The sequence below is a fragment of the Rhizobium lentis genome, from assembly GCF_017352135.1.
Taxonomy (GTDB): Bacteria; Pseudomonadota; Alphaproteobacteria; order Rhizobiales; family Rhizobiaceae; genus Rhizobium; species Rhizobium lentis.
In genome coordinates this window covers 153,879-180,452 of sequence record NZ_CP071456.1, presented here as the reverse complement: position 1 = coordinate 180,452, position 26,574 = coordinate 153,879, and the positions used below count along the sequence as shown (strand labels likewise).

Annotated in this window: 30 protein-coding genes and 1 pseudogene; 21 read left to right on the top strand and 10 right to left on the bottom strand. The window is 61.1% G+C overall.

The window, feature by feature from the left end; translation table 11 throughout:
- Nucleotides 1-183 precede the first annotated feature (183 nt).
- Both J0663_RS27190 and J0663_RS27185 read left to right on the top strand, forming a co-directional pair.
- Nucleotides 184-669: a DMT family transporter gene (locus J0663_RS27190; RefSeq protein ID WP_207245888.1), complete on the top strand. Its 486-nt coding sequence runs from the start codon at nt 184-186 to the stop codon at nt 667-669.
- Nucleotides 666-1,106 (top strand): DMT family transporter, encoded by a 441-nt coding sequence (locus J0663_RS27185; RefSeq protein ID WP_207245887.1) that lies wholly within the window; start codon nt 666-668, stop codon nt 1,104-1,106. Before J0663_RS27190 ends, J0663_RS27185 begins: the two co-directional genes overlap by 4 nt.
- Nucleotides 1,107-1,165: 59 nt before the next feature.
- Here J0663_RS27185 and yghX read toward each other — a convergent pair whose 3' ends face one another.
- Entirely contained in the window at nt 1,166-2,053 is an 888-nt protein-coding gene (yghX, locus tag J0663_RS27180) for a YghX family hydrolase (RefSeq protein ID WP_207245886.1), read from the bottom strand.
- Nucleotides 2,054-2,357: 304 nt separating this feature from the next.
- On the opposite strand from yghX, the gene J0663_RS27175 reads away from it, so the two are divergent.
- The 5 genes from J0663_RS27175 (at nt 2,358) to J0663_RS27155 (ending at nt 7,769) form a co-directional block, all read left to right on the top strand.
- The gene (locus tag J0663_RS27175; protein WP_207245885.1) at nt 2,358-3,515 is read left to right on the top strand and encodes a Gfo/Idh/MocA family protein; all 1,158 of its coding nucleotides are present in this window, start codon (nt 2,358-2,360) and stop codon (nt 3,513-3,515) included.
- A 12-nt stretch (nt 3,516-3,527) separates the two neighbouring features.
- Nucleotides 3,528-4,412, top strand: a complete 885-nt coding sequence (locus J0663_RS27170) for a carbohydrate ABC transporter permease (protein WP_207245884.1) — start codon at nt 3,528-3,530, stop codon at nt 4,410-4,412.
- A complete protein-coding gene (locus tag J0663_RS27165) occupies nt 4,409-5,266 on the top strand; it encodes a carbohydrate ABC transporter permease (RefSeq protein ID WP_207245883.1) in 858 nt (285 codons plus the stop codon). The genes J0663_RS27170 and J0663_RS27165 overlap by 4 nt, the downstream gene beginning before the upstream one ends.
- 73 nt (nt 5,267-5,339) lie before the next feature.
- Nucleotides 5,340-6,545: an ABC transporter substrate-binding protein gene (locus J0663_RS27160; protein ID WP_207245923.1), complete on the top strand. Its 1,206-nt coding sequence runs from the start codon at nt 5,340-5,342 to the stop codon at nt 6,543-6,545.
- Nucleotides 6,546-6,635: 90 nt separating this feature from the next.
- On the top strand, nt 6,636-7,769 hold the full coding sequence (locus J0663_RS27155; RefSeq protein WP_207245882.1) for an ABC transporter ATP-binding protein: 1,134 nt from the start codon (nt 6,636-6,638) through the stop codon (nt 7,767-7,769).
- 192 nt (nt 7,770-7,961) lie between these two features.
- Here J0663_RS27155 and J0663_RS27150 read toward each other — a convergent pair whose 3' ends face one another.
- Together J0663_RS27150 and J0663_RS27145 are read right to left on the bottom strand one after the other, a co-directional pair.
- The gene (locus J0663_RS27150) at nt 7,962-8,465 is read right to left on the bottom strand and encodes an SRPBCC family protein (RefSeq protein WP_207245881.1); all 504 of its coding nucleotides are present in this window, start codon (nt 8,463-8,465) and stop codon (nt 7,962-7,964) included.
- Complete coding sequence (locus tag J0663_RS27145) at nt 8,458-8,805, bottom strand: ArsR/SmtB family transcription factor (RefSeq protein WP_207245880.1); 348 nt, start codon at nt 8,803-8,805, stop codon at nt 8,458-8,460. Before J0663_RS27145 ends, J0663_RS27150 begins: the two co-directional genes overlap by 8 nt.
- Nucleotides 8,806-8,997: 192 nt before the next feature.
- Between J0663_RS27145 and J0663_RS31770 the strand changes: the two genes are divergently transcribed.
- The gene (locus J0663_RS31770; RefSeq protein WP_311043454.1) at nt 8,998-9,225 is read left to right on the top strand and encodes a hypothetical protein; all 228 of its coding nucleotides are present in this window, start codon (nt 8,998-9,000) and stop codon (nt 9,223-9,225) included.
- A 12-nt stretch (nt 9,226-9,237) separates the two neighbouring features.
- Here J0663_RS31770 and J0663_RS27140 read toward each other — a convergent pair whose 3' ends face one another.
- On the bottom strand, nt 9,238-9,822 hold the full coding sequence (locus J0663_RS27140; protein WP_207245879.1) for a helix-turn-helix domain-containing protein: 585 nt from the start codon (nt 9,820-9,822) through the stop codon (nt 9,238-9,240).
- A gap of 162 nt (nt 9,823-9,984) precedes the next feature.
- Here J0663_RS27140 and J0663_RS27135 point away from each other — a divergent pair, with 162 nt between their 5' ends.
- From J0663_RS27135 to J0663_RS27115, 5 genes and pseudogenes are all read left to right on the top strand, one after another.
- Nucleotides 9,985-10,470: a fasciclin domain-containing protein gene (locus J0663_RS27135; protein ID WP_207245878.1), complete on the top strand. Its 486-nt coding sequence runs from the start codon at nt 9,985-9,987 to the stop codon at nt 10,468-10,470.
- Between the two features lie 28 nt (nt 10,471-10,498).
- Entirely contained in the window at nt 10,499-10,723 is a 225-nt protein-coding gene (locus tag J0663_RS27130; protein ID WP_207245877.1) for a DUF378 domain-containing protein, read from the top strand.
- A 60-nt stretch (nt 10,724-10,783) separates the two neighbouring features.
- Entirely contained in the window at nt 10,784-11,272 is a 489-nt protein-coding gene (locus tag J0663_RS27125) for a TspO/MBR family protein (protein WP_207245876.1), read from the top strand.
- Nucleotides 11,269-11,778 (top strand): hypothetical protein, encoded by a 510-nt coding sequence (locus J0663_RS27120; protein WP_207245875.1) that lies wholly within the window; start codon nt 11,269-11,271, stop codon nt 11,776-11,778. Before J0663_RS27125 ends, J0663_RS27120 begins: the two co-directional genes overlap by 4 nt.
- A gap of 13 nt (nt 11,779-11,791) precedes the next feature.
- Nucleotides 11,792-12,019 (top strand): annotated as a pseudogene (locus tag J0663_RS27115) (ABC transporter ATP-binding protein); the annotation flags it as partial.
- Between the two features lie 56 nt (nt 12,020-12,075).
- On the opposite strand, the gene J0663_RS27110 reads toward J0663_RS27115, so the two are convergent.
- Entirely contained in the window at nt 12,076-12,972 is an 897-nt protein-coding gene (locus J0663_RS27110) for a LysR family transcriptional regulator (protein WP_207245874.1), read from the bottom strand.
- A 133-nt stretch (nt 12,973-13,105) separates the two neighbouring features.
- Here J0663_RS27110 and J0663_RS27105 point away from each other — a divergent pair, with 133 nt between their 5' ends.
- Nucleotides 13,106-14,092 (top strand): MBL fold metallo-hydrolase, encoded by a 987-nt coding sequence (locus J0663_RS27105; protein ID WP_207245873.1) that lies wholly within the window; start codon nt 13,106-13,108, stop codon nt 14,090-14,092.
- Between the two features lie 125 nt (nt 14,093-14,217).
- Here J0663_RS27105 and J0663_RS27100 read toward each other — a convergent pair whose 3' ends face one another.
- Nucleotides 14,218-15,282, bottom strand: coding sequence for a GlxA family transcriptional regulator (locus J0663_RS27100; protein WP_207245872.1), 1,065 nt, complete (start codon nt 15,280-15,282; stop codon nt 14,218-14,220).
- A gap of 185 nt (nt 15,283-15,467) precedes the next feature.
- Here J0663_RS27100 and J0663_RS27095 point away from each other — a divergent pair, with 185 nt between their 5' ends.
- Complete coding sequence (locus tag J0663_RS27095; RefSeq protein WP_207245871.1) at nt 15,468-16,544, top strand: class I SAM-dependent methyltransferase; 1,077 nt, start codon at nt 15,468-15,470, stop codon at nt 16,542-16,544.
- A gap of 144 nt (nt 16,545-16,688) precedes the next feature.
- On the opposite strand, the gene J0663_RS27090 is transcribed toward J0663_RS27095, so the two are convergent.
- From J0663_RS27090 to J0663_RS27080, 3 genes are read right to left on the bottom strand one after another with little or no spacing between them, the layout of a single operon-like run.
- Nucleotides 16,689-17,789, bottom strand: a complete 1,101-nt coding sequence (locus tag J0663_RS27090) for a D-TA family PLP-dependent enzyme (protein WP_207245870.1) — start codon at nt 17,787-17,789, stop codon at nt 16,689-16,691.
- Nucleotides 17,790-19,265, bottom strand: a complete 1,476-nt coding sequence (locus tag J0663_RS27085; protein WP_207245869.1) for a M81 family metallopeptidase — start codon at nt 19,263-19,265, stop codon at nt 17,790-17,792.
- A 30-nt stretch (nt 19,266-19,295) separates the two neighbouring features.
- Nucleotides 19,296-19,778, bottom strand: coding sequence for a hypothetical protein (locus J0663_RS27080; protein ID WP_207245868.1), 483 nt, complete (start codon nt 19,776-19,778; stop codon nt 19,296-19,298).
- Between the two features lie 111 nt (nt 19,779-19,889).
- Between J0663_RS27080 and J0663_RS27075 the strand changes: the two genes are divergently transcribed.
- From J0663_RS27075 to J0663_RS27055, 5 genes are all read left to right on the top strand, one after another.
- Nucleotides 19,890-20,279, top strand: a complete 390-nt coding sequence (locus tag J0663_RS27075; RefSeq protein ID WP_207245867.1) for a RidA family protein — start codon at nt 19,890-19,892, stop codon at nt 20,277-20,279.
- 22 nt (nt 20,280-20,301) lie between these two features.
- The gene (locus tag J0663_RS27070) at nt 20,302-21,165 is read left to right on the top strand and encodes a MurR/RpiR family transcriptional regulator (RefSeq protein WP_207245922.1); all 864 of its coding nucleotides are present in this window, start codon (nt 20,302-20,304) and stop codon (nt 21,163-21,165) included.
- Nucleotides 21,166-21,214: 49 nt separating this feature from the next.
- Nucleotides 21,215-21,991: an SDR family oxidoreductase gene (locus J0663_RS27065; RefSeq protein WP_207245866.1), complete on the top strand. Its 777-nt coding sequence runs from the start codon at nt 21,215-21,217 to the stop codon at nt 21,989-21,991.
- Between the two features lie 64 nt (nt 21,992-22,055).
- A complete protein-coding gene (locus J0663_RS27060) occupies nt 22,056-23,264 on the top strand; it encodes an MFS transporter (RefSeq protein WP_207245865.1) in 1,209 nt (402 codons plus the stop codon).
- Nucleotides 23,265-23,345: 81 nt separating this feature from the next.
- Nucleotides 23,346-24,548: an ROK family transcriptional regulator gene (locus tag J0663_RS27055; RefSeq protein WP_207245864.1), complete on the top strand. Its 1,203-nt coding sequence runs from the start codon at nt 23,346-23,348 to the stop codon at nt 24,546-24,548.
- Between the two features lie 30 nt (nt 24,549-24,578).
- Here J0663_RS27055 and J0663_RS27050 read toward each other — a convergent pair whose 3' ends face one another.
- Entirely contained in the window at nt 24,579-25,493 is a 915-nt protein-coding gene (locus J0663_RS27050; RefSeq protein WP_207245863.1) for a DMT family transporter, read from the bottom strand.
- Between the two features lie 153 nt (nt 25,494-25,646).
- On the opposite strand from J0663_RS27050, the gene J0663_RS27045 reads away from it, so the two are divergent.
- Nucleotides 25,647-26,510 (top strand): helix-turn-helix domain-containing protein, encoded by an 864-nt coding sequence (locus J0663_RS27045; protein WP_484573312.1) that lies wholly within the window; start codon nt 25,647-25,649, stop codon nt 26,508-26,510.
- Nucleotides 26,511-26,574 lie beyond the last annotated feature (64 nt).

Below are 26,574 nucleotides of genomic sequence, written 5' to 3'. Positions count from 1 at the left end.
GACGACACGGGCCCCGTTGCAAAGGCGTGAGATTTCCTGCCGCGACAAATCAGTCACGATACCCCGCGGACGACGCCGACTGGTGGACGAGCCTGGTCATCACCTTGCTGAAAATGCCGATGAATGGCCTTAGTGGCAATGTGAAAAACATCCGCCGCAATCGATTCTCTAACGGGATCTCCAATGACCATCGAAGCCGCACGAAATCCGCATCCGATCTATTTCGCCGGCGCTTTTGCCACCGGTGGGCTCCTGACGTTTATGGTGCACCTCAATGGCGAGCTGGCACGGTACGGGAATCCGCTGTTTTCTTCCTGGAGCGCGCACGGCACGGGCATTATCGCAGCCGTCATACTTCTCCTGCTGGTCCACCGGCGACGCCGGCCAAAGACGGAAAAAGGCCTGCATGCTCCTTTATGGGCCTATTTCGGCGGAATCTCCGGCGCGGCAACGGTCATGCTGACCTCGACCGCGGTCAACTCACCGCTCGGACTCTCCGGCACCTTGGCTTTGGGATTGGCGGGCCAGGTCGTCTTCAGCGTCGCGGCCGACAGTTGGGGGCTGTTCGGCCTGCCAATGCGACGTCCCGACAGACGCGACATCGCTGCGCTCGGCTTGGTCGTTGCGGGGGCGGCACTCATCATATTGTTCGGGCGAGGTGCAGCGTGATGTTCTTCATTCTCCTCGCAAGTCTGGGCGGCGTGCTCGTCGGCCTCAGCCGCCAGCTCAATGGGCGGTTGAGCATATCCACGACGCCGCTGATCGCGTCCTTCTGGAATCACGCGGTGGGGTTTGCCGCACTCACCGGCCTCGGCCTCTTCATCGGGGGCCTGCTCCCTGCGGGCGCCGCAGAGGCGCCCTGGTATGCCTACTTGGGTGGTCCCATCGGCGTTATCTTCGTGGCCGCAGGCAGTTGGGCAATTGCGCGGATCGGTGCGGTCAACTCGGCTCTGCTGATCATCGGCGGGCAGATGGTCACGGGGGTTGCGTTTGACTATGTCAGCGCCGTCCCGGCGTCGTTCTGGGCGAATGCGGGCGGTATTGTTCTCATCGTCGGCGGAATGATGATCAGTCGGGGAAGACGCAAGATCGACCGTTCGCAATAGCCGTCACGACATTTGATAGCCGGCGGGGATGACTCCCGCCGCCTCAGGTTACTGCATTCTCAGGCGAGGTATTTGGTAAACCAGTCGACCGTTCGCTGCCAGGCGAGCTTGGCTGCCGCTTCGTCGTAACGCGGTGTGGTGTCATTATGAAAGCCGTGATTGACGTCGGGGTAGATATAGGCCTCATAGGTTTTTCCCGCCGATTTCAGCGCAGCTTCATAGGCCGGCCAGCCTTCATTGACCCCCTTGTCCAGTCCGGCATAGTGGAGAAGCAATGGCGCCTTGATCTTCGGCACGTCTTCGGCGCGCGGCTGCCTGCCGTAGAAAGTCACGGCTGCGGCAAGTTCGGGATAGGCGACCGCCGCGGCGTTGGCGACGCCGCCGCCGTAGCAGAAGCCGGTGATGCCGACTTTGCCAGTGGTCAGGTCGCTCTTCATCAAGAACTCGACCGCCGCGAAAAAGTCGTTCATCAGCTTTTCCGGATCGACTTTCTGCTGGAGTTCCCGTCCCTTTTCGTCATTGCCAGGATAGCCGCCGACCGAGGTGAGGCCATCCGGGGCAAGTGCTACGAAACCCGCCTTTGCAACGCGCCGAGCCACATCCTCGATATAGGGGTTCAGACCTCGGTTCTCATGCACAATCACCACACCGGCGACCTTGCCGGCGGCCTTTGCGGGGCGGACGAGATAGCCGCGAACATCGCCATTTCCTTTGGGCGAGGGATAGGTGATGTATTCGCCTGATATGTCGGGATCGGTGGATTCGACCTGGGTCGCCAGCGCATAATCGGGGCTCAACGAGGCCAGTATGGCGGCTGCGGTCACGCCGCCGACGGTGAATTTGGCCGCCCGGTCGAGAAACTCGCGCTTAGTGATCTTCCCATGCGCATAGTAATCGTAGAGTTCGAGAAGTTCCTGCGGGAAATCCTTGGCTGTCATGCGGGTCATGATGGCTCCTCCTTCGGGTTATCGCCCATCCTACACACCCGGGCTCGCTCCTCGTTTCAACAATTCGCGAGTTCTGCGTGAGCTTGCCGGCTTCGCAACAATGACGTCAGCATCCTGCTTTGAAGATAGCTCCTTCCCGCGAGTGCGTCCGTATTCCGGCGGTTGCACCGGTTGAGCTATGGTCGCCTACGAATCATGAAAATCAATTTCATACTTGCCTCGTGCGACCCGTTTTCTATTGACGCCCCTCGTTTTTTGTCCCAACTTAAAGAAAATAAATTACTTAATCGGGAACCTAATCGGCATGAAAGTGGGAATCATCGGGCTCGGATTCCGGCTCGGCTATCTCGGCTATGTTTTCAAGGCGATCGATAGCAGCTTCGATATTGTCGGCTACGTGGATCCCAATCCGGCCGGACTACCGGGTTTGACGGAAAAGGGTATTTCGGCCGGCAAGGCTTACGGTTCGCCGGAAGAGCTCATCGCTTCCGAAAAACTCGATCTGCTGATGATCGGCTCCCCCAATCATATGCATCTCGGCCATATCAGGCTCGGGCTCGAGGCCGGTCTCAAGGTCTTCTGTGAAAAACCGATCGTCACCACGATTGCCGAAAGCATCGAGCTTGCTCATCTGATGGCGAAATTCGGCCACGAGCGGCTGATGGTCGGCCTCGTGCTGCGCTATTCCCCACTTTATAAGGATCTGCGCGCCATCCAGGCCGAGGGCAAGCTCGGTCAGATCGTGTCTATCGAGGCCTCCGAACATATCGAGCCCTATCACGGCGCCTTCTTCATGCGTGATTGGCGCCGCTACGAGCGCTATTCCGGCAGCTTCATGCTGGAGAAATGCTGCCACGACCTCGACCTTTACAATGGCGTCGTCGGCGCGCGGCCGGAGCGGGTCGCCAGTTTCGGCGGCCGCAAGAGCTTTATTCCGGCCAATGACCCGACGCGCGAAGGCATCAATGACCTCGAGCTTTTCCACCGCAAACCGAGCGGCTGGATGGGTTCCGACAGGGTCTTCGACAGCGATGCCGACATCATCGACTACCAGGTGGCGATCGTCGAATATGCCAATGGCGTCGGCATGAACTTCCACACCAATCTGAACGTACCCGACCAGTTCCGCCGCTTCGCCATCATGGGCTCGCGCGGCATGGCCGAAGGCGATTTCGTGCGCGGCTATCTCAACGTCCACGAACAGCTGACCGGCAGCAAAGTCGTCGAGAACACATATGCCGCCACCGAGCTCTCCCAGCATTACGGCGCCGACGAACAGATGGCGAGCGATCTGCTCGAAAGCGTGCGCACCGGACTTGAACTTCCCGTGTCCACGTTGAATGCGCTCGAGGCCGGCATCCTGGCGCTCGCGATGGACGAAGCAAGGATGAAGAAGACCGTCGTCGACCTGCGTCCCGTCTGGGACCGCTTCGACGAAGCCCTCCACGCAAGAGCGGCTTGAGGCAGCGGCAAGATGAGTGTCCAAAGAAGCGCCTTCATCTTCGCCTGGATCCTCCTTCTTCCGGCCGTCCTCTATGTTCTTGCCATCGTTGCCTATCCCCTCGTCGATACCTTCATTCTCTCCTTCACCGATGCGTCGCTGAAGAAGACCACCAATTGGGTCGGCTGGGTCAATTACGAGAAGATCTTCAATGAGCGTTTTGCGGAAGTCATCATCCGCACCTTCATCTGGACCTTCTTTTCCGTCGCGCTGAAAATGGTGATCGGCACGTTCGGCGCATGCATGCTGAATGCCGCCGTACCCGGCCGCTCGTTGTTCCGGCTGCTGACCATGCCGCCATGGATCGTGCCGATGGCGATCGGCATCTTCATGTGGGGCTGGATGTATAACGGCCAGTTCGGAATGATATCCGGCTTGTTGCAGCGCTTCGGCCTCGTTGACGGCCCGGTCGCCTTCCTCGCTTATGGAAGCACCGCCTTCTGGGCGACGATCATCACCGACGTGTGGATCGGCGTGCCGCTGGTGACGATCTACTTTCTAGCAGCGATCCAATCCATTCCGAAGGATCTCTATGAAGCAGCCTGGACCGACGGCGCCGGCCGCTGGTACCGCTTTCGCCGCATCACCCTGCCGCTGATGGTGCCCGCCATCATCACCATGTCGATGCTGTCGCTGATCGCCACCTTCAACTCGTTCGACATCATCTGGATCCTGACGCAGGGCGGACCGAGCGGCGAGACCACTACGATGATCATCGATACCTATCAGACCGCGATCGGCTCGAAGAAATACGGGGAAGGTGCCGCGCGCGCCGTCCTGATCTGCATCTTCCTGTCGCTCTTCTGCTTCGCCTATTTCCGTGTCACCCGCCGTCTCAATCCGGAGAAGCGCGCATGAGCAGTCCCGCCATGATCGACCGTTACCGCTGGTGGGAAATCGTCCTGATCTATTGCGGCATCGCGCTGTTTCTGTTCTTCGTGCTTTCGCCCTTCGTCGAGGGCTTCCTGGTGTCGTTGAAGCCGCTCGCCCAGCTCTTTTCCTCGCCCTACCGCTTCTGGCCGGAGAACGGCTCGTTCGAGGCTTACCGGACGATGTGGATCAGCGTGCCGGGTTTCGGCCGCTATATCTTCAACTCCTTCTTCATCTCGACCGTCGTCACGGTGATCGTGCTCTGCCTGGTCATCCCGGCGGCCTACGCTTTCGCGAGGTTCGAATTTAAGGGCATGGGGATATTGCTCGGCGCATTCCTGACGGTGAACATGTTCTCCGGCGCCGTGCTCTTGATTCCGCTCTTCCGGCTGATGCGCAGCATGGGCGTGCTCAACACCTATCTCGCCATGATCGTGCCGGGCGTCGCCTTCCTGATTCCGTCGGCGATCTGGCTGCTGCGCACCTATATGATCCGCATTCCTCAGGAGCTCAACGAAGCTGCCTACATGGATGGCGCCAGCCATTTCTACACGCTTCGCCGCGTCATCCTGCCCATCGCGATGCCGGGAATCATCGTCGTCGCCATCACCACCTTCATCGGCGCCTACGCCCAGCAATTCATCTTCGCGCTGACCTTCAACTCGAAGACCGAATACATGCCCCTGCCGGTCGGGCTCTTTGCTTACTTCGGCAAGCAGGAGGTTATCTGGAACGAACTGATGGCGGCTTCCTTCGTCGGTATTGCGCCGGCGATGGTCGTCATCTTCTTCCTTCAGCGTTATCTCGTCGGCGGTCTGACCGCCGGTGCGGTGAAACAATAAGAGAAAAAACGAGTGAACAGCTAACAACCACAATGGGAGTCACGACGTGAGCATATCAATCAAGACAGGCCTTATGGCGCTTGCCCTGCTCGGTTCGACGGCACTGACCGCGGTCACTGCTGAAGCCGCTGACAAGGAAATCAGCTGGATCTATTGCGGCGACACGATCGACCCGGTCCACACCAAATACATCAAGCAGTGGGAAGAAAAGAACGCAGGCTGGAAGGTCACGCCCGAAGTCGTCGGCTGGGCGCAGTGCCAGGACAAGGCAACGACGCTCGCCGCGGCCGGCACGCCGGTCGCGATGGCCTATGTCGGCTCGCGCACGCTGAAGGAATTCGCGCAGAACGACCTCATCGTTCCGGTGCCGATGACCGATGACGAAAAGAAGAGCTACTATCCTCATATCGTCGACACGGTGACCTTCGAAGGCACGCAGTGGGGCGTTCCGATCGCCTTTTCCACCAAGGCGCTTTACTGGAACAAGGATCTCTTCAAGCAGGCCGGCCTCGATCCCGAGAAGCCGCCGAAGACCTGGGCCGAAGAAATCGAGATGGCGAAGACCATCAAGGAAAAGACCGGGATTCCGGGCTTCGGTCTTTCCGCCAAGACCTTCGACAACACGATGCACCAGTTCATGCATTGGGTTTACACCAACAATGGTGCGGTGACGGATGCCGAAGGCAAGGTCACGCTCGACAGCCCGCAGATCCTGGCCGCGCTGAAGGCCTACAAGGATATCGTCCCCTATTCCGAAGAAGGCCCGACGGCCTATGAGCAGAACGAAGTCCGCGCCATCTTCCTCGACGGCAAGGTCGCCATGATCCAGGCAGGATCGGGCGCCGCATCCCGGCTGAAAGAGACGAAGATCAACTGGGGCATTACGACTCTGCCGCTCGGTCCCGACGCCAAGGGGCCGGGCACGCTACTGATCACCGACAGTCTTGCGATCTTCAAGGGTTCAGGCGTCGAGGACAAGGCGACGGAATTCGCCAAGTTTATCACCTCGCCTGACGTTCAGTCGGAATACGAATTGCAGGGCGGCGCTGGCCTCACCCCGCTGCGTCCCTCGCCAAAGGTCGACGAGTTCGTCGCCAAGGACCCCTACTGGAAGCCTTTGATCGAAGGCATCAGCTATGGTGGCCCGGAGCCGCTCTTTACCGATTATAAGGGCTTCCAGAACTCGATGATTGAGATGATCCAGTCGGTGGTAACAGGCAAGGCTGAGCCGGAAGCCGCGCTCAAGAAGGCCGCCGGCGAAATCGAGGCGTTCAAGTAAGCCTTTTGGGCTTGTTGGGATCGCGGCAATAGCTGCGATCCCTCCCCTGACGATGAATGTGCGACGAAGGCCGCCGGCGGAGATAGATTTTTGGGACAGCTCCTTCTCAACAAAGTTCAGAAATTCTACGGCGACTACGAAGTTCTGAAGGGCGTGCAGCTCGAGGTGAGGAACGGCGAGTTCGTCGTCTTCGTCGGCCCGTCGGGCTGCGGCAAGTCCACCCTCTTGCGGATGATCGCCGGACTCGATGCGACGACGGCGGGCGACATCGTCATCGACGGCGTCAGGGTCAACGACCTGCCGCCCGTCAAGCGCGGCATCGCCATGGTATTCCAATCCTACGCCCTCTATCCGCACATGACGGTTTTCGAGAACATCGCCTTTCCGCTTCGCGTCGAGAAGATGGAGGAGGCAAAGCTGACGGCAAAGGTCGAAAATGCAGCCCGCATCCTCCATCTCGAACAGCGGCTGCAGCAGAAACCCGGCATGCTTTCCGGCGGTCAGCGCCAGCGTGTGGCGATCGGCCGCGCCATCGTGCGCGAACCGAAGATTTTTCTGTTCGACGAGCCGCTATCCAACCTCGATGCCGCGCTGCGCGCCGATATGCGCATCGAGCTTGCCAAGCTGCATAGGGCGTTGAAGGCAACGATGATCTATGTGACGCACGACCAGGTCGAAGCCATGACGATGGCCGACCGCATCGTCGTGCTCGACGCCGGCAACATCTCCCAGACCGGCGCACCGCTCGAGCTTTATCACAAGCCCGCCAACCAGTTCGTCGCCGGCTTCATCGGCAATCCGAAAATGAATTTCCTGCCTGTGACCTGCAAGGGCGTCAGCGCCGCCGGTGTCGAGGTGGAGTACCGCGGTCAGACGGCCGTTCTGCCGGTGACCCCGCGCGATGGCATGGCCGGCAAAACCCTGACGCTTGGCATCCGGCCGGAGCATATCCAGCTCAACGGCGGCGACATCACCTTTTCCGTGACGCCGACGGTCATCGAACGGCTGGGGGCCAATACGGTCGCTTACGCCGCGCTCAATGGCGAGGGCGAGAATTTCTGCGCCATGCTGCCCGGAAGCGTCGGCATCCGCCCGGACGCGCCTGTGACGACCGGCATCAATGCCGCCGATTGCCATCTCTTCGACGAGGCGGGCATTGCCTTCGAGCGGCGGGTCGAGCTGACGGAAATCGATATGAATCTCATCAACCCGACGGCGGCTTGAACGGACTGGCTCTGGTTCAGCGGTTCGTCCTGTCCGGAAGACTGGCCGGTCGGCGGCAAAATGGCCCTTATTAAGGCTGCCGCCGGTAGGTGTTCAGTCCATGCGGGATTAGGTAGTATGGCTGCATGGCACCGTCGCACCGGAGTTTCGTCGCAAGAGCAGACGGACCGAGGCGCGTTTTCCCGCCCCGCGCTACTCGCCTGTGCTGGAAAGCAATTCGTCGAGCTGTTCCAGCTGCTCCGGCAATGCGACCGCCGAGCCCTGCAGTTCTTCCTCAAGCGCCTCCTTGGACGGGTAGACTTCGTGGAAAGTCAGAAGTGTCCTCCCGCCTTGGTCCTCGAAGGTCACGGTCGTAACCGCACCCTCCTCCCCCTCGTCGTTGGTCCAGATGATGCGCTCATTCGGCACCACCTCGAGATACCTGCCGTAGAAGGCCATGGTGTCCGACCCGCCGGCACTGAATTCCAGCCGATATTTGCCGCCGGTACGAACATCCATATCGCACGATACGAGCGAAATGCCGGGTACTGATTTTGGCACCCACCAGCGCTGGAACAGCTCGGGCTGGCTCCACGCTCTGTAAACCGTGCTCGCCGGCGCATCGAATGTCCGCGTGACGACGAGTTCGCGATCTCCTCTTCGCTCGACCGAGGTGCGGTTCTGCGCACCTCCTGCACCGTCAACTTGCTCAGTCACCGCTTCCCTCCTGCTTCATTTCGTTGATGATCTCGTCCAATGTTTCGAAGCGGGCCTCGAAGAGCTTGCGATGCGTCTCGATCCATTCGGCCTCCGCCTTGAGACCGCGTTTCCCGAGCTTGCAGGTTCTCACCCGCCCGACCTTCTGCGTGACGACGAGCCCCGCGCGCTCGAGAACCTGGACATGCTTCTTCATGCCGGTCAGCGTCATCTGGAACTTATCCGCGAGACTGGTGATCGACGCGTCCCCTCGCCCAAGCTGATCGATGATCCCGCGGCGGGTGGCATCGGACAGCGCCGCGAACGAGAGATCAAGGGGAGGATGTAAATACTGAACCATCTGGTTCAGTTTATAACCCGCCCGCGCAGGAAGCGCAAGCGTTCCCTTTGACGGTCCGAGGCCCCACCCGAAACCGAGGTCCTCCATCAACACGGGCAATGCATGGGATGAGTTTCAGGAGTACGCAGCCGACGGCCGTCCAGAGCCTTTCCTGGTCAGATTGAATCATTCTGTTGGCTCAAACGGAGTCGGATGGTCGACCGGCCGGCGCGCGTCGTAGCCCAGCTCTACGGCCAAGCCGGCCGGTCGATCAGCCGGCCCGTTTCAGCCAACCCCGGTGGTTTGCTTGCAAACCAGCTAGGGCCGGGCATCTTTTCGCCAGGATCAAAGGCGATCGGCTCGGACGTACCTTGGGGTATGCCCGTCGCCAATCGCCTTTGCCCTGACGAAAACCTGCTCCGGCAGAATGCTTCAATCTGACCAGGAAAGGCTCTAAGGAGAAATCACAACAAGAGCCGTCGAGGTTCCCTCGCCTTCCCGGCGGTAACTGTGCGGAACGCTTGAGTCAAAATACATAGCGTCGCCCGCAGCCAGCGCTGTCTCCTTGCCGTCCACAATGACGACAAGCCGACCGCTGAGCACGTAGATGAACTCGGCGCTGCCATGTTGATGCGGCTCCGACGGCGGCGAATCGATCGGAAACTCGGCGTAATAGGCCTCCATACGGCGGTCGGAAGCGGGATAATCCAAGCTTTCGAAGAGGAAGGCTGGGTTCTTTTCGCCCGGCGGGCTTGGAAGTTTGAGACGCTCGTGCTTTCGGACCACCGCAATGCGCGGTTCTTCCTTGTCGGATTTGAAGAAGTGATCGAGGCCGACCCCGAAAACCATGGCGATCCGAAGCAGAGTGGGCAGCGTCGGAAACATCTGCCCGCGCTCGATCTTCGAAAGCATCGCAGGCGAGAGACCTGTATGCCCCGCCAACTGCACCAGCCCCAGCTTCTTTCTCAGTCGCAGTGTCTTGATACGCGGGCCGATCGCGTAGCGCTGAAGCTCATTGGACAGCGTGTCGGAGAGCACTCGTAAACTCCTTTTCGTTTCGGGAAACTACCCCAATGACTATTTTCATTACAAGATAATTCTTTTTCTGCTCACGAAAATTTGAGTGGGAATAAAATCTATGTTCTCCAAATGAAAGATGTGAGGTGCAAACGCTGCACCTGTCATCGAGAGGAGAATGACATGAAGTTGAGAAGCCTTTTAGTCGCTGCAGCAATCACGCTCGGCAGCAGTTTCAGCGGGGTCGCCGCGGAGAAGGATGTCGTCGACACTGCCGTGGAGGCGGGTAAGTTCAAGACGCTGGCGACCGCGCTCGAAGCCGCAGGCCTGGTCGCCACTCTCAAGGGAACGGGTCCGTTCACGGTCTTCGCTCCGACCGATGAAGCCTTCGCCAAGTTGCCGGCCGGTACCGTCGAAAACCTTCTGAAGCCGGAAAATAAGCAAAAGCTCACCGCGATCCTCACCTACCATGTGGTCGCGGGCAAGGTCATGGCTAAGGACGTGGCGGGTATCAATGAGGCGAAGTCGGTCAATGGCAAAACGATCGACGTCAACGTCGAGGGCTCCACCGTCAAGGTGAACGACGCCGTTGTAACTGCCGCCGACGTTGCTGCCTCCAATGGTGTCATCCATGTCATCGATAAGGTGATCGTGCCGCCGGAAGGCTGACCCTGGTCCCCTCAACTGGAGAAGAACCATGAAGTTCCTCAACATACTAACGCTCATCCTCGTGATCGTAGGCGGCCTGAACTGGGGGCTGGTCGGGCTATTCGGCTTTGACCTCGTGGCCGCCATATTTGGGGCCGGCTCGGGGCTCGCCCGGGTCGTTTACGTCCTGGTGGGGCTGTCGGCCGCCTGGCAGGTCATCCCGCTGTTTTCTGCAATGGGTTCCGGCGAGTTCGCTGCTCGCCAGAACCAATAGGGCCTTTGGAGGGACTCGCTTGTCGCGTCGGCGGCTCCCTCCACCTTTTGTCGGATGGACATGGATTCCCTTCTTGTGCTGGTCGCCTTTCAGGCCGCGAGCTTTGCTGCGGCGGCCACCGGCGTGATTTTTCGGTCAGGCGAATGGTACAAGCAGCTCGACAAGCCAGGATGGCGGCCGCCCGATTGGCTGTTCGCCCCGGTCTGGACGGTACTCTATGCCTCGATCGGACTGTCGGGCTGGCTCCTGTGGCTGGAGGCAGGCATTGCCGGCGCAGCATTCCCGCTCAGTGTCTATGCAGTCCAGCTTCTGCTCAATGCTGCGTGGTCGCCGATCTTTTTTGCGCTTCACCAACCCTGGCTTGCCGCGGTGGAGATCATGCTGCTTTGGGCTGCGATCCTGGCGACGATCATCTTGTTTTATCCCGCGAATTCGGCTGCTGCCCTGCTCCTTGTTCCTTACCTCGCGTGGGTGAGTTTCGCGGCGGCACTCAACGTGTCCATCTGGCGGCGCAACCGCCAGAAACCGCTGTCGGAGGGCGCCCGATGAAACCCCGGTGGATCGTCGTGAATGATCGGATGCAGCAAGGCTACCGATACGTTCTCGCTGCACCAAGTGGCCGCAACTTCCATCCCGACTTCCGGCCAGAGCTGACCCCCGCCGAGATGCTTGCACTCGGCGTGTTCGGCGGCAAATACATGACCGATTGTCGTGACGAATTCCCGGAAAGCTGGTTTGCAGAGGCCCGTCTGTCGCCGCTGCGAAAGGATCCGTCACTGAATTGCTTCGGTGTCGACGCCAGCCAACCCCTTAACGTCTGGCGAGCCAAAGGATGGATACATCCCGACGATCCGCGTGGCTGGTTCCAGTGGTATTGCCGCTATTATCAAGGTCGCCGCATGCCTGGTGAGGACGAGCGACAGATCGCCCGCTGGAAAGCCATTCGCCGCCATATCGCTCAGCTTCGCCGAGCCTGCGAGCCTGGAGATTGCTGGTGCCGACCGCGCCAGCGCCAGGCGCTGCTGCATTGGGCATATGACAGTCGTTCGATCTAACGGCCGCTGTTGCGCCGATATGCGCATTGAGCTTGCCAAGCTGCATAGGGCGTTGAAGGCAACGATGATCTATGTGACGCACGACCAGGTCGAAGCCATGACGATGGCCGACCGCATCGTCGTCGTGCTCGACGCCGGCAACATCTCCCAGACCGGCGCACCGCTCGAGCTTTATCACAAGCCCGCCAACCAGTTCGTCGTCGGCTTTATCGGCAATTCCAAAATCAATTTCCTGCCTGTGTGAAGCAATCGCACCGGTGCCTGATCGTCATGGGCGGATGCACACCTGCGGGTACGCTACTGGGCCATCCGCGCGCGGAGGCGAGGCCCGATCCAGTCGAGGAAGCACCTCACCTTCAGCGATAGGGGATCGGCTGGTCCGTGCAAGATGTTCACAGGTAAAGGTTCTCGTGCGAACTCAGTCAGCAGTTCCTGCAGAGCGCCGGAGCGCAGCTGATCGGAAATCTGGTAAGACAGCACGCGGATGATGCCGATGCCGGCCATTGCAGCCTGAATGGCCGCTTCCGTCGTGTTGACCGCGAGTTTGGACCGCGGCTCGATGGTGAAGGCCGGACCGTCCCGGCGGTAGCGCCATTCCGGCGCGGTCGCAAAGCCCTGGAAGCTTATGCCGTCATGTCGCGCGAGGTCTTCCGGCCGACGCGGCACGCCTCGGCGGGCCAGATATTCGGGGCTCGCGCAGATAACCCGGCGGACGCTGCCGACGCGCGTCGCAATCAGCGCACTGTCCGTCAGGTGCCCAATTCGCAGAGCCACGTCAACCTGCTCATCTGCCAGATTTATCTGCCGATCAGCCAGCGTCAGGCGCAGGTCGATGTCCGGTTGCTCCTTCAAGAATTCCAGCGCGATTGGCAGCAGATAACGCTCGCCGAAAGCAATAGGTGCGGTGACATGAAGCCCGCCACGCAGCGCGCCATGATCGCCGCTGGCCTGCCGCTCCGCCGCGTCCAGGTCCTCGAGGATGCGACGTGAGGCGGCGACAAAGGCGCGCCCCTCCTCGGTCAGCGAGAGACCGCGGCGCGTGCGCAGCACCAGACGCGCTCCGAGGTGCTTTTCAAGATCGGCGACCTTGCGGCTGACCGTGGCGAGCGGTGCGTTGAGCCGCCGCGCCCCGGCCGAAAGACTGCCGGCATCGACCACCGCCAGCAGTACCGACATCGCGTCAAGACGATCCATACAATCCTTCCGAAATCTGAGAGTAAGCTTCCCGAAATGGCAGGATACCCTACTGGTTGTGGATGTCATAGCTTCACGTCGTTCGAGGGCGCTGCCAGGCTCCCCATATTTGCCAATCATCAGGATGGACGTCATGCCCCAGCTTTCGCGTCGTGCCTTTGCAAGCGCTCTCCCTCTTGGCCTCCTCGGGGGAAGCCTCTTTGGCGGAGGTATGATTGAAGGAGCGTCCGCGCTTGCTGCGACGCAGGAGGCCGCCAAAGCGCCGGTCAGCGTTACGCCGCTCGCGCAGATCCGCATCGGCCGCTTTACGGTGACGGCGTTGACGGACGGGTATGCCGACATGCCCTATGAATATTTTCCGGGGCGTACCGCGGCGGAGGTCGAACAGGCGGCAGTCGCGCAGTTCACCGCCCGGCCGAGTGGGGTGCGATTCCTCTTCAACCAATACCTCATTGAGGATGGCGAACGCCGCATCCTGATCGATGCCGGTACAGCGGGCTCGATCGGGCAGACCGGGCAGTTGCCGCAGGCGCTCGCCGCTCTCGGCCTGCAGCCCGACCAGATCGACGCGGTGATCGTAACGCACATGCATCAGGACCACATGGGTGGTCTGATTCTCGGCGGCAAGAACAACTATCCCAAGGCCGAACTATACATAGATCGCCGCGACGTCAGCCATTGGACTGATCCGGCCAAGCGCAACGGCGCGCCCGACTATCTTCAAACCAGCTTCAAGATGGCGGAGGAGGTCGTGCGTCTCTACCCGAGACTTCAGGCGATCGACGGAGAGCGAGAAATTGTACCGGGCGTCTCGATTGTCGACCTGACCGGCCATACACCCGGACATATCGGGGTGCGTGTCGAAGATGGCGGACAGAGCCTGATCATGGTCTCGGACATGATCTTTCCCGTCGTGCATCCTGCGGCCACCGATGTGTTCTTCCTGTTCGAGCAGGATCGTGCAGCAGCCAAAGCGATGCGCGACCGGTTTTTCCCTCGCGCCGCTTCGGAACGCGCCCTCATCGCCGCCACCCACATGCCCTTCCCAGGGCTCGGCCGTGTCGTTGCCGACCGCGGGCAGATGCGCTGGCAGACTGCGGACTGGGCCTTGCAGAACTGAGGTTCGCTTCGAAGATGCGGCTGTTCTGCGCTGTCGCGGCCCCTTGTTGAGCAGGCGCAGAAGGTTGATTGCTGCCTATCCGTTGGCCATATGTCATGCTCAATACGGCAGGTGATTGCCAAATTTCATTTGCCAGTAGAAGGTCGCTTAGCATAGGCCGGCACCTGAAACCGGCGGCGATAGTTGCCGGGAGCCAAGCCGGTTATCCTCCTGAACAAGCGTCGAAAGAAGGCCGGTTCCTCATACCCTACCTGCCAACTTATCTCGTCGACGGAAGCCTCCGTTCGCTCTAGCCGCCGCTTCGCCTCCTCGATCCGCAGCCGTTGCACATAGGCGATCGGGCTCATGCCGGTCGCCCGTGTGAACCGCCGCTTGAAGGTCCGCTCCGTGAGGCCCGCCTGCTTGACCATCTCCTCCAGCGGGTTGGCGACTGGAAAATGGACCGCAAGCCAGTCCTGTGCGGTCTGGATCGCCTGGTCGCCGTGGTCGCGCCGCCCCTCGAACACCATATAGGGAGCCAGGCCGTCCTGGTGCCATTGCAGCGCAAAATAGCGGGCCACCGTCTGCGCTGCCGTCGCCCCCGCATGGCGGGCGATCAGATAAAGCACAAGATCGTGCCATGTCATCGAGGCGCCCGATGTAATCAACTCGTCCCGCTGGCCAGCGACCACCAGCACCTGTTCCGGATGGATCGGGATCTGCGGATAGGCGTCGCGGAACGTCTGGGCATAGCCGAAGTGGACAGTGGCATCGGCGCCATCGAAGACCCCGGTCTCGGCAAGCAGGAAGATTCCCGAACAGGCCGAGCAGATCAGCGCCCCTTTCTCGTGCATTCTCCGGCACCATTCCACCAGCGCCGGATATCGGCGCTTCACCCAGCCTTCCGGCCCAAGCACGACCGAGGGCACGATGACGATGTCAGTCCGCTCGATTTCGGCGACCGGTCGCTGCACCACGAGCGGCACGCGGCTGGCGAGGGTGAGCGGGCCGGCCCGTTCGCCGACGATCTCGACGTGGAAAGGTGGAGTCTTCGTAATGCCGTCGTCCGGAGGTACGATGGAAAAGGCGTTCATCACATCAAAGATGCCGCTCAACGTCGAGACTGCCGCCTCCGGCAGCGCCACCAGACTGACATGGAGCGGCTGCGGCCGTTGCGCCCGCTCCGCCTCCTGCTGCGTTCTCGTCATCATCGGTTCCCTCTTCGGGAAGCAATAATAACCGCGGAGCGCAGCGGGGGCCACTTCGGAAGCGGTGGCTTCCGGCTTTGCGTGGCGCAAATGGCCCGATCATGGCCGGCACCGCTCTGCCGCTTACCCTCCCCGTCTGAGATGCTCCCCTCACCTCGAACGGAGGTTTCCAACCAGGGAGAAACATCATGGACACCATGCAAACCAAATCCATCGACCGTGCGAAGCTCGATACGCTGGTCGGCCGCGTCGTCAGCGATCTTTCCGCCGGCTATGGCGGGGTCATGGTCAGCCTCGGCCACCGCCTCGGCCTCTACAAGGCAATGGCCGATCGCGGGCCGCTCACGTCTCGCGAGATCGCAACGCGCGCCCGCTGCGCCGAACGATATGTGCGCGAATGGCTGAATTCGCAGGTGGCCGGCGCCTATGTCACCTATCATGCCGTCAGCGGCACCTATGAGCTGACGCCGGAGCAGGCTTTCGTGCTGGCGAACGAGGACAGTCCCGTCTTCATCCCGAATGCCTGGGCCACGCCCGCTTCCATGTGGGCCGACGAGGAAAAAGCGGTCGAGGCCTTCCGCACCGGCGCCGGTATCCCTTGGGGCGATCATGACGGCCGGCTCTTCTGTGGCGTCGCTTCCTTCTACCGCAACGCCTACCGCGCCAGCCTCGTGTCGGAATGGCTCCCGGCGCTCGACGGGGTGGTGGAGAAGTTGAACGCAGGCGCACTGGCTGCCGATGTCGGTTGCGGCCACGGCCATTCGACGGTGCTGATGGCAGAGGCTTTCCCAAAATCGAAATTCCACGGCTTCGATACCCATCAGAAATCGATTGACGAAGCACGCAAGGTGGCGAGCGAGGCGGGCGTTTCTGGTCGCGCCACTTTTTCGACCGCGCGGGCGGAGAACTATCCGGGGACGGGCTATGACCTCATCTGCTTCTTCGACTGCCTGCACGATATGGGCAATCCGGTGGCAGCCGCCACGCATGCAGCCAAGGCCCTTGCCAAGGACGGCACGGTGATGCTGGTCGAGCCCTTCGCCAACGATCGGGTCGAAGACAATATCTCGCCTGTTGGCCGGCTCTACTATGCCGCCTCGACGACGATTTGCTGTGCCCATGCCATTTCTGATGGAGGTCACACCGTGCTGGGCGCTCAGGCCGGCGAGGCAAGGCTCAAGGAGATCTTCCGCAAGGCTGGCTTCACCCGCTTCCGCAAGGCGATGCAGACGCCGTTCAACCTGATTCTCGAAGCCCGCCTCTGACAAGACCCGGCGACCGAGGGTGCCGGAACTCGCGGGACCAATGCAGGCTTCTATGTTAGGACGGAGCCTGCATTGTAGCCTTTAGTCAAACGATCAGAGCATGGGCGCCCGTCGAGCCAATTCGCCCTCAACCGGAACCCAGCCCTACCAGACGAGGCCGCGGGCCGCGACGTGCTCGACGCGGGTGACGATGCCGCCGCGATGGAAAACCATCGTATCGAACAGGTTTGATACCACGCAGGTGTGGTTCGGGATGATGAAGAGCCTCTCACCGATCTGCGGCCGCGGGCCAGTGCAGTTCGACAGATCGATCACGCCATGTTCTTCCGACAGGCTGGTGATGCGCGCCTGGGGATAACCGACGATCAGGCCGTAATCGCTGAAACCCTGAAGATCCGAGGTCAGCGCCTTCGAACCGGCATCGATGACGGCCCGGTCGGCAGTCGGCCGTGAGACGACAGTCGTTAACACGTGCATGGCGCAATCGTCTTCGGTGCAATGGCCCATGCGCACCATCTGGCGGTCGTTGTATATATAGGTGCCGGCGCGGTGTTCCGTGGCCGATGGGACAAGATGCGCCTCGAATAGGCTGGGCGTTCCGCCGTTGCTGACGATCGGACAGGTTATGCCGTCCGATTGCAGGCGCTGCAGCGTCTCGGCGATGAAGGCTTCGACGGCGCCGGCCGATTGCGGCTTCGGATAGGTTACGATGCCGCCGAAGACCAAGCCATCGGCAGCGGCGATGCGTTTGGCAAGCGAGGCCGCCTCCTCGGACGTCTGCACACCGCAGCGGCCGCCGCCCGTGTCGCATTCCACAAGCACCGTCAGCGGCTTGTGGCCGGAAAAATGTGCCGCGAGCCCGTCGACCGTCACTTCGCTGTCGGCAACGACTTTGAGGGCCGGAATTTTCTCGTTCAGCCTGGCCAGGCGCTCGAGCTTCTGCTGTCCGAGAATATTGAAGGTGATCAGGATGTCGCCGAAACCGGCTTCGGCGAAGACCTCGGCTTCGGTGACCTTCTGGCAATTGATGCCCTTGGCGCCGGCGGCGACCTGTGCCACGGCGAGCGCCGGGATCTTGTGCGTCTTGATATGCGGGCGGAAGTTGAGCCCGTGCTCGTCCATATAGGATTGAACGCGGTTTATGTTCGCAGCCAGCCGGTCCTCGTCGATGACAGGCCGCGGCGTCGAGAGGTCGGCGATCCTGTCACCTGCCCTGGCAACGACGGCAAACCGATTGTCATGCATTCAGGCGGCTCCGCGTTCTGTCCCATGTGGATCGGCCACGATCGGCCAGATCGTCTTCGGCGCCCGCCGATACGGCGTCGTCGCCGGATTATTGGGATAAGGCGTTCCGGCGGAGCAGTAAAGGATTTCCGCGGCGATCTTTGAAAAGGACGCGAAGAAGTGGTTGGTGGATTTGATCACCAGGATCTTCTGCCGCGCGGGATCGATGCCCATCACCGAAAACAGGCTGGGATCGAAGCTTTGGGCGCGCGTCGAATTGAGGATGATGTCGATGCCCTCGAGCACGATATGGGCGGCATCGCCGAACGGCGCCAGGCTCTCGCCGAACTGCATCTCGGCATTCTTCACCAGCTTGACGACCTTGACGGTGCCGTCGATGGGATTGCCGGTGCCGGGCGCCGACTTGGCGCCGAAGCGCAGCGGAATTTCGGCGCCCTCGCCGGCTGCAAAACAAATCTGGACGGCCACCGGATCCCAGATGGTGCCGATCGCCGCACTCGTGACGCCGCGGGCAATCAGCTCTGCGAGAATAACCGTCGCATCCCCTGCCGTGCCGCCGCCCGGATTGTCCCAGACGTCGGCGATGACGACAGGCCATGCGGTCGCGGCCATCGCCCGCGACACAGCTTGCTTCTCGTCGATCTGCGGGACCATGAAAGTGCCACGCTTGGAAAAGAGCTCGAGGCCGAGCTCGCGCGCCAGCGCCGCGCCTCTTTCCGGCTTGCTGTCGGTCACGACAAGCAGCTTCGTTCCCATCTCGGGAACGTCGCCGACCATGAAGCCGTGAATCACAGAAATCGACAGGATATCGGGATCATCCTTCTCGATCTGCATGATCTTGTCGACGAATGAGCGCATGGGCTCGCGGGATGTCGGGAAGACGTCGATCATGCGGCAGTCGAAGACCGAGATGACAGGTTTGACCCGGCCTTCGAGCGTTTCCACCGCGATGCGCCAGAGGTCCTCGGCGCGATCGACGAAATCCGTATGCGGAAACTCCTTGAAATAGACCGCGAAATCGAGCGCCGCGACGCGTTTTGCCGTGAGATGGCTGTGCGGGTCGAGTTCGGCGCAGATCAGCACATCAGGCCCGACGATCTCGCGCATGCGCTGGAGAAGATCGCCTTCCGTATCCTCGTATCCGGCTGCCACCATGGCGCCATGCAGACCCATGACGACGGCATTGACAGGCAGCGCCGCCTGAAGTTGGCCGAGGATTTCGTCACGCAGTTCTTCGTAGGTCGCCCGGTTGACGAGGCCCGCGGGGTCGGCCCAGGTGGCCGTTCCCTCGATCAGGTCCCAGCCCTTTTCTTTTGCGACGCGCCTGCCGACGGTGATCGGCGCGGTGCAGAGCGTCGGGGTTTCCGGATGCTGGCCGGGCGGGGCATAAAGCGAGGCTTCGAATGCGCGGCGATCCACGCAGATCGGGGAGAAGGTGTTGGTCTCGGTCGCCAGTGCTGCCGTGAATATGCGCAAGAAAGTGGCCTTCGTGTTGTCGGCCCCGCTTCACCCCATCGGGTTCGGCAGGTAGCCGGTGAAACCTGAGATCTTCCAGCGTCCTTCGTGAAGCCGGCAATAATAGAGCGTCTGCCATTGCAGGACATCGCGGCTGCCGTCGGACTTGGTAATGCCGCCGTCGAATTTCTTGCGCACCAGCGCCATGTCGGCTTCGATCTCGATATCTTCGAGCGTCGTCGTGGTGAAGATCGCCGTGCGCGGATCTTCCGCGAAACTCTGTTCGGCGAAATCCTTCGCCTGCCTCAGCCACTCCTGGCGGTAGGCCGACAACGTCGGGAAGGCCAGGCGCCACTTATCGGGGCTGATTTCCTTCCGGCCGTCGATGCCGATGAAGCCTTCTTCGACGAAGTCATGCTCCACCCTCGACCAGTCGGCGGCCAGAAAGGCATCGATATCGCGGGGAACGAGCATCTCCCAGATCGCGTGGCGGGCGCTGCCGGAGGGGAAAGGATTCTTGAAAGGATCGCGCATGTCGGCCCCGGATTGAAATTCTTTTCATAAAACACGTTTTTCACTGGTCAAATTCTGCTTTCTATGGTCATTTGTCAACGTAACAAGAAAATAATTTGCAAGGACTTCAGCATGCCCATCAAGCGCTATGGCACTGTTCAAACGGGCGCCGGCGGCAAGACACTGCCTTTTGCGCGCGCCGTCGAAGCTGACGGATGGCTCTATGTTTCCGGGCAGGTTGCGATGGAAGACGGCGAAATCATCGACGGCAACATCATTGCCCAGACCCATAAGACGATTGCCAATGTTCTGGCGATCCTCGAAGAGGCCGGATACGGCGTCGAGGACGTCGTGCGCGTCGGCGTCTGGCTCGACGATCCGCGCGACTTCTGGACGTTCAACAAGATCTATCAGGAGTATTTCGGCGAGCATCCGCCCGCACGCGCCTGTGTGCAATCGTCGATGATGGTCGATTGCAAGGTTGAGATCGACTGCGTCGCCTATAAAAAGAAGGAAGCATAGGAAACAATCGGTGGGAGTCGGGTTGGATATCTTTTCGACATTGCAGGAAGATAAGAGCCGGCTTTCTCCTTCCGAGAACCGCATCGCGGAGATCATCGTCAACGACTTCGAGTTTGCCGTGAACGCCTCGATTATCGAGCTCGCTGAACGGGCCGAAGTCTCGCCACCGACCGTCACCCGCTTCTGCCGGCGCCTGGGTTGCGAGAGCTTTTCCGATTTCAAGGTGCAGCTTGCCCGGACCGCCCATATCGGCGTGCGCTATCTGAAGCCGGAATCGAAAAGCACCGATCCCGCCGATGTCGCCCAGGATATCATCACCAAGGCTCAGAACGCGCTCTTTCTTTTGCACCGGTCGCTCGACCTCGCGGCGATCGAAGCCGCCGTTTCTCATATCGCCAAGGCGGACATGATCTATGCCTTCGGCTCGGGCGGCAATTCGTCGATGATCGCCGACGAGCTTCAGAACCGCCTCTTCCGTCTCGGCCTTCGCATCACGGCCAGTTCCGACCACAGCATGCAGCTGATGATGGCGGCCGCCGCCAGGCCGAACGACGTTCTGATCGGCTCATCCTTCTCGGGGCGCAACATGGAGTTGGTGCGGGCCTTCGAGCTTGCCCGCGACACCAGAGTGAAGACGATCGCTCTGACCCAGGCAGAAAGCCCGGTTGCCAAGGCCGCCGAAATCGTCGTGCCGATCGACCTTCCCGAAGGCAACAATATCTACCGTCCAACCTCGACGCGCATTGCCTACATCGCGATGGTCGATATTCTTGCGAGCCTGGTCGCCTATGCCGTTCGGCCGAAGGCGACGACCACGCTTCGGCGCATCAAGCAGCAGCTGGTCATTCACCGCGACGGCGACGACCGGCAATTGCTTGGAGATTGAGGTCCATGGAGTTTAAGGCGAATCCGGTCATGAACGGGAGCGACAGGAAATGACCCAATCGGCAGCCATCGTTACCGGCGCTGCGGGCGATATCGGCGCGGCGATCGCCGCCCGTCTTGCTGATGATCATGACATCGTGCTGCTCGCCGATATCGATGCCGCGGCTGCGTCGGCCGTGGCATCGAAGCTCGGGCCTCGGACGCGTTTCGTCGCCATTGAATGCGATGTGACCAGCGAGACGAGCATTGCCGAGCTGGCAAGGCGCGCCGCCGAGATCGGCGTGGTTCGAACCCTGGTCAACAATGCCGGTGCCGCGCGTGCGACCAGCCTGCACGAGACGACGCCCGAGATCTGGCGGGCGGACAATGCGCTCAATCTCGAGGCGGCGTTCTTATGCTTCCGCGCTTTCGAGTCGATGCTGAAGGCTTCGAAAGGTTCGGTCGTCAACATTGCCTCGGTCAACGGAATGCAGGTCTTCGGGCACCCGGCCTACAGCGCCGCCAAGGCCGGCCTTCTGCATTTCACCCGGTTGGTCGCCGTGGAATACGGAAAGTTCGGCATCCGCTCCAACGCCGTCGCTCCCGGCACGGTGAAGACCCAGGCCTGGGAGGCGCGCGCGAGCGCCAATCCCAACGTGTTCGAGGAGGCGCGCCGTTGGTATCCGCTGCAGCGCGTCGTCGATCCGCTGGATGTCGCCAATGCCGTCGCCTTCCTTGCCGGTCCGCTGGCCGCAGCGATATCAGGCGTCTGTCTGCCGGTCGATTGCGGCCTGACGGCCGGCCAGGCCGAGCTGGCGAGAACCTTCTCGCAATCAGAACATTACTGAAAATCGCTGCAGGACTTGCCCGTCCGGCCGCTCTTGCAACTTTCCCTGACGATTGATCGACCGCATGAGCCGCCTCTTTCCCGATGTCTTCCGCCATCCGGCGATCCGCGCCAGCATGATGGCCATTTTCACTTTCGGAATGGCGGGGGCGATGACGGCACCCTATCGTTCGGTCGTCGGCATCCGCGAATTGGGACTGAGCGACAGTCTCTATTCCGTCCTGACTTTTGCATCAGCGGCGGTGAATGTTGTCGTCAGCGTCCTGCTCGGCAATCTCGCCGACCGGCTTGGCGAGTATCGTTCGGCGATGATCGGCGCCTGCATCTTCGGCATCCTGGGCTATGGCATGGTCTACGCCTTTCCCACAGCGGCCGTCTTCGTCATCAGCGCGCTGCTTCCCCTGCCGATCTACGGGGCGCTGAATTCGCTGCTGTTTGCCAATGCGCGCGCGGCGATGCAGGGCATGAACCGAAGCGCTGTGGTGACGGCCAACTCGGGCGTGCGCGCCATGATCTCGCTCTCCTGGGTCCTGATCCCCGGTGTTACCGGCCTTGTGCTCTCAGGGGCGTCGAGCATGCTGCCCGCCTACCTCTTTGCCAGCATCTCATGTCTGCTGTGCCAGGGCCTCATCGTCTTCGCCTTGCCGAGACACGCGGCAACGGAGATGGCCGCGACCCATCACCTCACCTATCTCGGCGCGCTTCGCCAGGTGATTTCGCCGCGGATTTCGGCGCATGTCTGCGGAGTGGCGCTCGTCACCAGCACGCTGCATCTCAATGACGCCCTTCTGCCGTTGATCGCCACCGGGGCGGCGCATGGGCGGCTCAGCGACGTCGGCATTCTCGTCGGGATCGTCGCTTTGCTCGAGGTCGTTTTCATCATCGTCTGGTCGCGCATTGCGCGGAAGACCGGCCAGATGACAGCGCTTGCCGCCGGCACCGTCGTCTACGCGGCGTTTCTCGGCCTTCTCGGCTTTGCCTCCGAGCCCTGGCACCTTTACGCGCTCACCCTGCCCGCCGGCATCGGCGCGGCGGCGATCATCAGCTTTCCGATCACCTATCTGCAGGATCTGATCGCGGATCGACCGGGGCTTGGCAGCGCACTGATCTCCGTCAATATCTTTGCCAGCGCCGGGATCGGCGCACTGGTTTTTGCCGCCGGCACGGCGACGACAGGTTATTCCGGCACCGCCGTCCTCAGCGCCGTCACCGGCTTACTGGGAATAGCGATCCTCGGCCTCTTGCAAAGACCCACTGCCGATCGGGCTGGCTGACGCCCGGGTTCACGCAATATGCGGCTTTCATCGGCGCTCGTCTTGTGACAAGGGTGATGCGGCATTTCCTTTGAAGGCGACATGAAGGCGATCTCCGGCACGAATCTCGAGCAGGCCAAGTCTCACAACCGGCGTGTGGTGATCGAGGCTGTCCGCACCCAAGGTCCCCTGTCGCGGGCGGCGATCGCCCGGATGACGGCGCTGACCGCCCAGACCGTGTCGAATATCGTAGAGGAACTGGAGAGATCGCATCTTCTGGTGCCAGCCGAGGCGCAGAAACTGGCGCGCGGCCAGCCGATCATCCCCTATTCGATCAATCCCGCCGGCGCCTATTCGATCGGCCTCGAACTTGGCCGCCAGCGCGCCAGCGGCGTGCTGACGGATCTCTCCGGTACCGTCTGCGCCCGCGTCGAGCGCCAGGTCGAAGAACCCGATCCGCAGCGAGCGATGCCGGCTCTCCAGGCCATCGTCGAGGATCTTCAGCAGGCCTTCATCTTCGACACAAACAGGCTGCTCGGCGTCGGCATCGCCCTGCCCGGCCGCTATGCCGATGGCGGCACCACCTCTCTCAGCCCGCACAGCCTGCCCGGCTGGCAGGATTTTCCTGTCGGGCATTCACTGGAACAACGAGTAAGAGTACCGGTGCTCGTCGAGAACGACGCGACGGCAGCGGCGATCGGCGAGCGTCTTCACGGTGTCGCCCGCGGTTTAAGCAGCTTCGTCTATCTGTTTCTGGCCGGCGGCGGCGGCATTGGCGCCGGCATGTTTTTGGATGGCCACCTCTACAAGGGCAGCCGCAACAATGCAGGCGAGATCGGACATGTCATCGTTGAACCGCATGGTCGGCCCTGCAGCTGCGGCAAACGCGGCTGCCTGGATCGCTACATATCGCCCTCGGTCGCCTACGAATTCATGGGCATTGCCAATGCCGGGGCGCTTTCGCCCGATGATCTCGACACGCTGATCGCCGAGGGGCGCGAAGGCCTGGATGCGTGGCTCGATCAGGCCGTGGAGCCGCTGCGGCAGACCGTCGATTTCCTGGAACTCGCCTTCGATCCGCAGACCATCGTGCTTGGCGGCAGCATCCCGACGTCGCTGATGCGCCGACTGGCGGAACGGCTGGAGCCGCTGCACGATCCGCTCGACCCCGGGCGCAAACGGACGGTGCCGCGCGTCATGATCGGAATGACCGGCAAGGACACGGCGATCCTCGGGGCTGCCGCCCTGCCGATCTTTTCCGAAACAAATCCGCGCTTCGACGTCCTGCAGAAGCCGCTCGGCTGACACACCTCGGCTGGCCAGATTGCCGGCGTATCATCCGGCTGCCGGCAGCCTCGAGTCTGCTTGGCGCGCGCGGCGGGCCGGAGGCCGCGCAAAGATTACCACGTTGCCGAGTAGTGTCAGCGCCAGGCCGATCAGGCCGAGACCGCTCCACTGGTAGTCCTCGAATATCGTAGACAACGAAAGGGCAACGATCGGGAACAGGACGGTCGCATAGGCTGCGCGCGAGGAACCGATGCGAGATACGAGCATGAGGTAGGTGGTGAAGCCGATCACAGATCCGATGGCCGCGAGATAAAGCAGAGCGGCAAGATAGGTGATGTCAGGCGGCGCCACGATCGGCGTTTGGGTCACGGCGATCAGCAAGAGGAGGACGATCGCGCCATAGGTCATGCCCCAGCCATTGGCGGAAAGCGGTGAGATTCCGGCAGCGCTGTTTCGACGCGATGCCATATTGCCGAGCGAGAAGAACAGCGTGCCGAGCGCTGCGAGCCCAATCCCTTTCACCGTGCCCATGTTGAAATCGACGACAACCTCCTGTCCGAAAAGCAGGAGGAGGCCTGTTGCTCCGAGCGCAGCTGCCAGAAGCGTGCGGCCTGTAATGCGGTCGCCGAAGAAAAGTCGCGCATTGACGGCATTGTAGATCGTTGCCAGCGAAAAGATGACGGAGATCAGCCCTGAGGGAATGAAGCCAGCTGCATTGTAGAAACAGATGAAATTGAGGCTGAACAGGCAGAGCGCCTGCGCCAGAATGAAGGGCTGGTCACGCAAGGCAGGGACATTGAACCGTCGCATGAAAGCCAGGATGGCGACGAGCATCACCGCTGCGACCGCAAATCTGTAAAAGACCGAGACCAGGACCGGCACGGGACCGACCTGCATCGCAATGGCGATCCAGGTCGTCCCCCATATGAGTACGGTCGCGATAAAGAGAGCGGCATTGGCCATGGAGTTATCCTCGTTTTCTCCACGAATAAGCCAAGCGTGAGCCGGTCTCTTGCATTTTCTTGCTACGAAATTCTTTGCCCCGGACTTCCTGCTCGCCATAGTGCCCGTCCACCGCTATTCTCCACAAGACGTCACACGTGCGGGGAAGAATTGGTGAAGGATAGCCGCCTCTCGGTTTTTAGGTTTTTGTCCGCATCGCCCTCTGCGCGGATGTTGCAGTCCATCGATCTGGGTTTCGGGCGATCAGCGGCCCTCTGGAGCAACGCGCTGGACAGGATGAGCTATGAGCGGCCGGACGGACATACGTTCAGCCTCTATCTCAACGGAGGCGCCGGAACACGCCGTCTCGACGGCAGCCCCGCCGCGCGAGGCCATCCCGGAGCGTTGTGCGTCATGCCGCAGGGGCACTCGTCCGAATGGGAGATCACCGATCCCTTCGAGTTCGTCCATCTGTATGTTCCTGACGATCAGATGCGCCGGATGTTTGCCGAGACGTTCGACCGCGATTCCAGGCTTATGGCTCTTCCCGAGGTGACCTTCGCCGAGGCTCCCCTCTTGGCACGGACCCTTCGTGAGCTGACGAATGCCATGTTGGCTGATGATCATCTGCTGGCTGAAGAGGCGATGACGCAGACGATCAGCGATTTCTTCGTCGATCGTCGTTATGGGGGGATGCGTCCCTGCGCGATCAGTGGTGGGCTCGCTCCCCATGTGCGGCGCCGGGCTCTGGAGTATGTCGAGGCCCATCTCGGCGAGACGATCCGCTTGCAGGATCTGGCGGCGATCGGGCAGCTCAGCCCGTTTCATTTTCAACGGATGTTCCGGGCAAGCTACGGCGTGTCCCCGCATGGCTGGGTGGCCCACCGGCGTGTCGAGCGCGCCAAATCGATGTTGCGTGGCACGGATCCGATCGCGCAGATCGCCTCGGCCTGCGGCTTCAGCAGCCAGAGCCACATGACACGGGCATTCAAGTTAGGCACAGGTGTCACACCCTCTGCCTACCGGCAGCAGCAGTGAAGCGCTGGCCATCGATCGAGCGGCCTCCAATCGAGCCCGCTCTACCTTATAGCTTCGTCGCCGA

Bases quoted from the DNA above. Each gene is read 5' to 3' on its own strand.
- J0663_RS27080 (WP_207245868.1), bottom strand. From the start codon at position 19,778: ATGCGCGATCCTTTCAAGAATCCTTTCCCCTCCGGCAGCGCCCGCCAC.
- J0663_RS27135 (WP_207245878.1), top strand. From the start codon at position 9,985: ATGAAGTTGAGAAGCCTTTTAGTCGCTGCAGCAATCACGCTCGGCAGC.
- J0663_RS27065 (WP_207245866.1), top strand. From the start codon at position 21,215: ATGACCCAATCGGCAGCCATCGTTACCGGCGCTGCGGGCGATATCGGC.
- J0663_RS27175 (WP_207245885.1), top strand. From the start codon at position 2,358: ATGAAAGTGGGAATCATCGGGCTCGGATTCCGGCTCGGCTATCTCGGC.
- J0663_RS27095 (WP_207245871.1), top strand. From the start codon at position 15,468: ATGGACACCATGCAAACCAAATCCATCGACCGTGCGAAGCTCGATACG.
- J0663_RS27160 (WP_207245923.1), top strand. From the start codon at position 5,340: ATGGCGCTTGCCCTGCTCGGTTCGACGGCACTGACCGCGGTCACTGCT.
- J0663_RS27090 (WP_207245870.1), bottom strand. From the start codon at position 17,789: ATGCATGACAATCGGTTTGCCGTCGTTGCCAGGGCAGGTGACAGGATC.
- J0663_RS27165 (WP_207245883.1), top strand. From the start codon at position 4,409: ATGAGCAGTCCCGCCATGATCGACCGTTACCGCTGGTGGGAAATCGTC.
- J0663_RS27190 (WP_207245888.1), top strand. From the start codon at position 184: ATGACCATCGAAGCCGCACGAAATCCGCATCCGATCTATTTCGCCGGC.
- J0663_RS27050 (WP_207245863.1), bottom strand. From the start codon at position 25,493: ATGGCCAATGCCGCTCTCTTTATCGCGACCGTACTCATATGGGGGACG.
- J0663_RS27100 (WP_207245872.1), bottom strand. From the start codon at position 15,282: ATGATGACGAGAACGCAGCAGGAGGCGGAGCGGGCGCAACGGCCGCAG.
- yghX (WP_207245886.1), bottom strand. From the start codon at position 2,053: ATGACCCGCATGACAGCCAAGGATTTCCCGCAGGAACTTCTCGAACTC.
- J0663_RS27060 (WP_207245865.1), top strand. From the start codon at position 22,056: ATGAGCCGCCTCTTTCCCGATGTCTTCCGCCATCCGGCGATCCGCGCC.
- J0663_RS27145 (WP_207245880.1), bottom strand. From the start codon at position 8,805: ATGGTTCAGTATTTACATCCTCCCCTTGATCTCTCGTTCGCGGCGCTG.
- J0663_RS27125 (WP_207245876.1), top strand. From the start codon at position 10,784: ATGGATTCCCTTCTTGTGCTGGTCGCCTTTCAGGCCGCGAGCTTTGCT.
- J0663_RS27110 (WP_207245874.1), bottom strand. From the start codon at position 12,972: ATGGATCGTCTTGACGCGATGTCGGTACTGCTGGCGGTGGTCGATGCC.
- J0663_RS27170 (WP_207245884.1), top strand. From the start codon at position 3,528: ATGAGTGTCCAAAGAAGCGCCTTCATCTTCGCCTGGATCCTCCTTCTT.
- J0663_RS27130 (WP_207245877.1), top strand. From the start codon at position 10,499: ATGAAGTTCCTCAACATACTAACGCTCATCCTCGTGATCGTAGGCGGC.
- J0663_RS27055 (WP_207245864.1), top strand. From the start codon at position 23,346: ATGAAGGCGATCTCCGGCACGAATCTCGAGCAGGCCAAGTCTCACAAC.
- J0663_RS27105 (WP_207245873.1), top strand. From the start codon at position 13,106: ATGCCCCAGCTTTCGCGTCGTGCCTTTGCAAGCGCTCTCCCTCTTGGC.
- J0663_RS27075 (WP_207245867.1), top strand. From the start codon at position 19,890: ATGCCCATCAAGCGCTATGGCACTGTTCAAACGGGCGCCGGCGGCAAG.
- J0663_RS27120 (WP_207245875.1), top strand. From the start codon at position 11,269: ATGAAACCCCGGTGGATCGTCGTGAATGATCGGATGCAGCAAGGCTAC.
- J0663_RS31770 (WP_311043454.1), top strand. From the start codon at position 8,998: ATGGTCGACCGGCCGGCGCGCGTCGTAGCCCAGCTCTACGGCCAAGCC.